This is a genomic window from Amycolatopsis sp. cmx-8-4 (genome assembly GCF_046548675.1).
Classification (GTDB): domain Bacteria; phylum Actinomycetota; class Actinomycetes; order Mycobacteriales; family Pseudonocardiaceae; genus Amycolatopsis.
Map to the genome: position 1 here is coordinate 478,718 of NZ_JAEBDZ010000006.1, position 6,795 is coordinate 485,512.

Here is a 6,795-nt window from a genome sequence, read left to right on the forward strand (position 1 = left end):
GGCAAGAACGAAGCGAGAGCGGGAAAGACATGGCCGAGCTGACGATCTCCTCGGATGAGATCCGTAGCGCGATCGAGAACTACGTCTCGAGTTACGCCCCGGACGTGAGCCGGGAAGAAGTTGGCGTCGTGATCGACGCGGGTGACGGTATCGCCCACGTCGAGGGCCTCCCCTCGGCCATGGCCAACGAGCTGCTCGAGTTCCCCGGCGGCGTCCTGGGCGTCGCACTGAACCTGGACGCGCGCTCCATCGGCGCGACGATCCTCGGCGACTTCGAAAGCATCGAAGAGGGCCAGCAGGTCAAGCGCACCGGCCAGGTCCTGTCCGTGCCGGTCGGCGACGGCTACCTCGGCCGCGTCGTCAACCCGCTGGGCGCCCCGATCGACGGTCTCGGCGACATCGAGACCACCGACCGCCGTCCGCTGGAGGTCAAGGCCGCTTCGGTGGTCGAGCGCCAGCCGGTGTCGGAGCCGCTGCAGACCGGCATCACCGCCATCGACGCGATGACGCCGATCGGCCGCGGCCAGCGCCAGCTGATCATCGGTGACCGCAAGACGGGCAAGACCGCCGTCGCCGTGGACACGATCATCAACCAGAAGTCCAACTGGGAGACCGGCGACGAGAAGAAGCAGGTTCGCTGCATCTACGTCGCGATCGGCCAGAAGGGCTCCACGATCGCCGCGGTCAAGAAGTCCCTCGAGGACGCGGGCGCGATGGAGTACACCACCATCGTCGCCGCGCCGGCATCGGACTCCGCCGGCTTCAAGTGGATCGCCCCGTACACCGGCTCGGCCATCGGCCAGCACTGGATGTTCGAGGGCAAGCACGTCCTCATCGTGTTCGACGACCTGACCAAGCAGGCCGACGCGTACCGCGCGATCTCGCTGCTGCTGCGTCGCCCGCCGGGCCGCGAGGCCTTCCCCGGCGACGTCTTCTACTTGCACTCCCGCCTGCTCGAGCGGTGCGCGAAGCTCTCGGACGAGCTGGGCGCCGGCTCGCTGACCGGGCTGCCGATCATCGAGACGAAGGCCAACGACGTGTCGGCCTACATCCCGACGAACGTCATCTCGATCACCGACGGCCAGTGCTTCTTCCAGTCGGACCTGTTCAACGCCGGTCAGCGCCCGGCCATCGACGTGGGCATCTCGGTGTCCCGCGTGGGTGGTGCCGCGCAGGTCAAGGCGATGAAGTCGGTCTCCGGCTCGCTCCGCATCGACCTGTCGCAGTACCGCGAGCTGGAGGCGTTCGCCGCCTTCGCCTCGGACCTCGACGACGCCTCCAAGGCGCAGCTCGAGCGCGGTGCCCGGCTGTACGAGGTGCTCAAGCAGCCGCAGTACTCGCCGATCCCGGTCGAGGAGCAGGTCTGCACGGTGTGGCTGGGCACGAACGGCCACTACGACTCGGTCCCGACCGAGGACGTGCGCCGCTTCAACCACGAGTTCCTCGACTCGGCCCGCCGCAAGCACGACGACGTCCTGGGCGCGATCCGCGACTCCGGGAAGTTCGAGGACGCGACCGCCGAGAAGCTGGTCGCCGCGGTGAACGAGTTCAAGAAGGAGTTCACCACCGCCGACGGCAACGCCCTGGTCGGTGCGGACGCCGACGCGATGGACGCCGACAAGGTCGGGCAGGAGACCGTCAAGGTCAACAAGCCCGCCCCGAAGAAGTGAGCTGATAGCTCATGGCCGCACAACTCCGGGAACTCCGGTCGCGCATCAAGGCGACCAAGTCGATCGGCAAGATCACCAAGGCGATGGAGCTCATCGCCACCGCGCGCATCACCAAGGCGCGGGCGAAGGTCGCCGCTTCCCGGCCGTACGCCGACGAGATCACCAAGGTGCTCTCGGCGCTGGCCGGTGCGGCGGCCAACCTCGACCACCCGCTGCTGGTCGAGCGCCCGAACCCGAAGCGGGCCGCTGTCCTGGTCGTGACCAGTGACAAGGGCCAGTGCGGTGGCTACAACTCCAACGTGCTGCGCGCGACCGAAGAGCTGCTTTCCCTGCTCCGCAAGGAGGGCAAGGAAGCTCGGGTCTACGTCACCGGCAACAAGGGCCTGAACTACTACCGGTTCCGCGGCCGCGAGGTGACGGACGGCTGGACGGGCTTCTCCGACCAGCCGAACTACGCCGCGGCGGTCGAGGCGGCCGAGACCCTGGTCGAGTCGTTCATGGCCGGCGTCGACGACGGGCACGGCAACGCCGACGGCATCGAGGGTGTCGACGAGATCCACATCGTCTACACCGAGTTCGTCTCGATGCTGACCCAGCGGCCGATCGCCAAGCGCGTCGCGCCGCTCGAGGTCGAGTACACCGACGGCGAGGAGGAGCAGAAGCCCACCGGCGACCTGCTCCCCAGCTACGAGTTCGAGCCGAGTGCCGACAAGCTGCTGGACTCGCTCCTGCCGAAGTACATCAACACGCGCATCTACTCGGCGCTGTTGGAGTCGGCGGCGTCCGAGCTGGCCGCGCGCCGGACGGCGATGAAGGCCGCCTCGGACAACGCGAACGACCTGGTCGGCAACCTGACGCGGGAGATGAACCAGGCCCGCCAGGCGCAGATCACCCAGGAGATCTCCGAAATCGTCGGTGGCGCGAACGCGCTCACCGCAGCAGGAAGTGATGATTGATGACCAGTACTGAAGCCCCGCGCGCCAAGGGGCGCATCGTGTCGGTGACCGGTCCGGTCGTCGACGTCGAGTTCCCGCGCGGTTCCGTTCCCGACCAGTACAACGCGCTCAAGGTCGAGATCGAGTTCGAGCAGCTGCGCAAGACGGTGACCCTCGAGGTCGCCAGCCACCTGGGCGACAACCTCGTCCGCACCATTTCGCTCCAGCCGCAGGACGGCCTGGTCCGGGGCGCCGCGGTCACCGACACCGGCGGCCCGATCACCGTGCCGGTGGGCGACAAGGTCAAGGGCCACGTCTACAACGCGCTCGGCGAGTGCCTCGACGAGCCCGGCTACGGCGATGACCTCGAGCGCTGGGGCATCCACCGCAACCCGCCGTCCTTCGACCAGCTCGAAGGCAAGACGGAGATGCTGGAGACCGGCCTCAAGGTCGTCGACCTGCTCACCCCGTACGTCCAGGGTGGCAAGATCGGCCTGTTCGGCGGGGCCGGCGTCGGCAAGACGGTGCTCATCAAGGAGATGATCACCCGTGTCGCCCGGAACTTCGGTGGTACGTCGGTGTTCGCCGGGGTCGGCGAGCGCACCCGTGAGGGCAACGACCTCTTCCTGGAGATGAGCGAAGACGGCGTCATCAACGACACCGCCCTTGTGTTCGGCCAGATGGACGAGCCGCCGGGCACGCGCATGCGCGTCGCCTTGTCCGCGCTGACCATGGCGGAGTACTTCCGCGATGTGCAGAACCAGGACGTGCTGCTGTTCATCGACAACATCTTCCGGTTCACCCAGGCCGGCTCGGAGGTGTCCACCCTGCTGGGCCGGATGCCGTCGGCCGTGGGTTACCAGCCGACGCTGGCCGACGAGATGGGCCAGCTGCAGGAGCGGATCACCTCGACCCGGGGCCGGTCGATCACCTCGATGCAGGCGATCTACGTCCCCGCGGACGACTACACCGACCCGGCCCCGGCCGCGACGTTCGCCCACCTGGACGCCACCACCGAGCTGTCGCGTGGTGTCTTCCAGAAGGGCATCTTCCCGGCGGTGGACCCGCTGGCGTCGACGTCGACGATCCTCGACCCGGCCATCGTCGGTGAGGACCACTACCGCGTGGCTTCCGAGGTCATCCGGATCCTGCAGAAGTACAAGGAACTGCAGGACATCATCGCGATCCTCGGTATGGACGAGCTCTCGGAAGAGGACAAGCTCACCGTCCAGCGCGCCCGCCGGATCGAGCGCTTCCTCTCGCAGAACATGCTGGTCGCGGAGGCGTTCACGCAGATCCCGGGCTCGACGGTGCCGCTGTCGGAGACCATCGAGTCGTTCGACCGCATCGCCAAGGGTGACTTCGACCACTACCCGGAGCAGGCGTTCCTGGGTATCGGTGGCCTCGAAGACCTCGAGAAGAAGTACAAGGAAATCACCAAGAAGTGAGTTCCTGAGGCGGCGGGGGCAGTGTCCATTGTGGACTCGGGCCCCCGCCGTTCTCATACCGGGATACAGACCTATTACACTCGGTGGCAACACCCCGAGCGAAGGAGTGCTACGTGGCTGAGATGTCCGTGGAGCTGGTGGCCGTCGAGCGCCGTCTCTGGTCGGGTACCGCCACTTTCGTGGTGGCCCAGACCACCGAGGGCGAGATCGGCATCATGGCCGGTCACGAGCCCGTGCTCGGGCAGCTCGTCGAGGGTGGCGTGGTCAAGGTGACGACCACCGACGGCGAAACGGTCTTCGCGGCCGTGCACGGCGGTTTCCTGTCGGTCACCGGCACCGGGGTGAGCATCCTCGCCGAAAGTGCCGAGCTTTCCGACGAAATCGACGTCGACGCGGCGAAGGCGGCCTTGACCGCCGACGACGAGACCGAGCGGACCAGGGCCTCGGCCCAGCTCCGCGCGGCAGGTCAGTCGGTCTGAGCGAGCGACGGGCAGGAGCCGGGCCGTGCAGATCACCGTGGTGGTAGTCGGGCTCCTGATCGTGCTCGTGGTGCTGGTCGGCTGGTACGGCCAGCGGTGGATCCGGATGCGCCGCGGTGGGGGCGTGAGCGTCGCGCTGCGGTGGCGTCCGGACAGTGCGCGGGCCAGCTGGCACCTGGGCCTCGGCCGCTACGAGGGTGACGAGTTCGTCTGGTACCGGGTGTGGAGCCTGCGCAGCGGCCCGGACCGCGTCTTCCAGCGCGCGAGCATGCAGATCGCCGACCGCCGTGACCCCTCCGGCAGCGAGGCCTACGCGGTTCCCGAAGGTGCCATCGTGCTGCGCTGCGAGTCCGAGACCCAGGAAGCGATCGAGATCGCCATGGGCCCGGGCGCGCTCACCGGGTTCCTCTCCTGGCTCGAGTCGGCCCCTCCGGGGCGACGGCTCCCGCACGCTTCCTGACCCGCTGTCTCACCTCTGCTGTCTCACCTCTGCTGTCTCACTCCGCTGTCTCACTCTGCTGTCTCAAACCGAGACAGCCAGGGCCGCCGTTTTGGCCTACGGTTGAGCGCATGATCTTCATCGTGGTCAAGTTCCCGGTCAAACCGGAGCACGCCGAAGCCTGGCCGGACATCGTGGCGGACTACACCAAGAACACCCGCGGCGAGGCGGGCAACCGGTTCTTCGAGTGGTCCCGCAGCCTCGAGGACAAGAACACGTACGTGCTGGTCGAAGGCTTCGAGGGCCAGGACGCCGCCGTCGCGCACGTCGGCTCCGACCACTTCAAGTGGGCGGTCGCGAACCTGGGTGCCTACATCTCGGACAACCCGCGGATCATCAACGTCCAGGACGCCTCCGACTGGGGCCCGATGGCCGAGATCGCCCCCCACTAAACTGGGGTTCGTGACCCTCGTCGACATCCCCGGCTCCAAGTCCGTCACCGCCCGAGGCCTGTTCCTGGCCGCCGCCGCGCGCGGCACCACCGTGCTCGGCCGTCCGCTGCATTCGGACGACACCGAGGGCTTCGCCGAGGGGCTCGTGAAGCTCGGTTACCAGGTCGACCGGCAGGCGAACGCCTGGACGATCGAGGGCAGGCCGTCGGGGCCGGGCGTGGCGTCCGCCGACGTCTTCTGCCGCGACGGCGCCACCACGGCCCGCTTCCTTCCCGCGCTGGCCGCGGCCGGCACCGGCACCTTCCACTTCGACGCGTCCGACCAGATGCGCCGGCGTCCGCTGGGCCCGCTCACCGACGCGCTGCAGGAGCTGGGCGTCGACCTGACCTTCGAGGGCGAGCCGGGCCACCACCCGCTGACCGTCCGCGCGAACGGCGTCAAGGGCGGCGACCTGACCCTGGACGCGGGCTTGTCGTCGCAGTTCCTGACGGCGTTGCTGCTGCTCGGGCCGCTGACCGCGGAGGGGCTGCGGATCACGGTGACCGACCTCGTGTCGGTGCCCTACGTCGAGATCACGCTGGAGATGATGCGGCGCTTCGGCGTCGAGGTCCGCCGCGAGGGCCGGACGTTCGTCGTCCCGCCGCAGCCGTACCAGGCGTGCGACTACCCGGTGGAGCCCGACGCGTCGACGGCCAGCTACTTCCTGGCCGCGGCGGCGGTCACCGGCCGCACGGTGACCATCCCCGGCCTGGGTTCGACGGCGCTGCAGGGCGACGTGCGGTTCGTGGACGTCCTGGAGCAGATGGGCGCCCACGTGCAGCTGGAAGAGGACTCGGTGACGGTCGCGGGCCCGTCGGACGGCCTGCGTGGCGTCACGGTGAACATGCGCGACATCTCCGACACGGTCCCGACGCTGGCGGCGATCGCGCCGTTCGCGGCCGGCCCGGTGCGCATCGAGGACGTCTACAACACCCGCATCAAGGAGTGCGACCGCCTGGACGCGTGCGAGGAGAACCTGCGCGCCATGGGCGTGTCCGTGGAGACGGGCCGCGACTGGATCGAGATCCAGCCGGGCGCGCCTGCCGGTGCCCTGGTCAAGTGCCGCCGCGACCACCGGATCGCGATGGCGTTCAGCATCACCGGCCTGCTGGTCGACGGCATCACGCTGGACGATCCGGAGTGCGTGAAGAAGACGTTCCCCGGCTTCCACCAGGCCCTCGGGTCCCTGCGGGAGAGCTGGGGGATCTAGATGATTGATTCCGTGAAGATCATGTGAGCTGACCCGGTTCAGGACATGAGAGGAGGGTGTCCAAGATCAATGTGTGAGCAAAGAACTAGACACCCTCCTGACAGCACTCTACGTGCTCGTGGA

The 6,795-nt window shown here is 68.1% G+C and carries 7 protein-coding genes; all 7 read left to right on the forward strand.

Annotation, left to right across the window (positions count from 1 at the left end):
* Positions 1–29 precede the first annotated feature (29 nt).
* Positions 30–1,670: a F0F1 ATP synthase subunit alpha gene (atpA, locus tag ACLJQZ_RS16215; RefSeq protein WP_410620787.1), complete on the forward strand. Its 1,641-nt coding sequence runs from the start codon at positions 30–32 to the stop codon at positions 1,668–1,670.
* Positions 1,671–1,681: 11 nt separating this feature from the next.
* A complete protein-coding gene (locus ACLJQZ_RS16220; protein WP_410620788.1) occupies positions 1,682–2,626 on the forward strand; it encodes a F0F1 ATP synthase subunit gamma in 945 nt (314 codons plus the stop codon).
* Entirely contained in the window at positions 2,626–4,053 is a 1,428-nt protein-coding gene (gene atpD, locus ACLJQZ_RS16225; protein WP_410620789.1) for a F0F1 ATP synthase subunit beta, read from the forward strand. Before ACLJQZ_RS16220 ends, atpD begins: the two co-directional genes overlap by 1 nt.
* 113 nt (positions 4,054–4,166) lie before the next feature.
* Complete coding sequence (locus ACLJQZ_RS16230; RefSeq protein WP_410620790.1) at positions 4,167–4,532, forward strand: F0F1 ATP synthase subunit epsilon; 366 nt, start codon at positions 4,167–4,169, stop codon at positions 4,530–4,532.
* Positions 4,533–4,557: 25 nt separating this feature from the next.
* A complete protein-coding gene (locus ACLJQZ_RS16235) occupies positions 4,558–4,992 on the forward strand; it encodes a DUF2550 domain-containing protein (RefSeq protein ID WP_410620791.1) in 435 nt (144 codons plus the stop codon).
* Positions 4,993–5,102: 110 nt separating this feature from the next.
* Positions 5,103–5,423: a putative quinol monooxygenase gene (locus ACLJQZ_RS16240; RefSeq protein WP_410620792.1), complete on the forward strand. Its 321-nt coding sequence runs from the start codon at positions 5,103–5,105 to the stop codon at positions 5,421–5,423.
* A gap of 10 nt (positions 5,424–5,433) precedes the next feature.
* Positions 5,434–6,672 carry a 3-phosphoshikimate 1-carboxyvinyltransferase gene (gene aroA, locus ACLJQZ_RS16245; protein ID WP_410620793.1) on the forward strand — a complete coding sequence of 413 codons (1,239 nt, stop codon included), beginning with the start codon at positions 5,434–5,436 and terminating at the stop codon, positions 6,670–6,672.
* Positions 6,673–6,795: the final 123 nt, after the last annotated feature.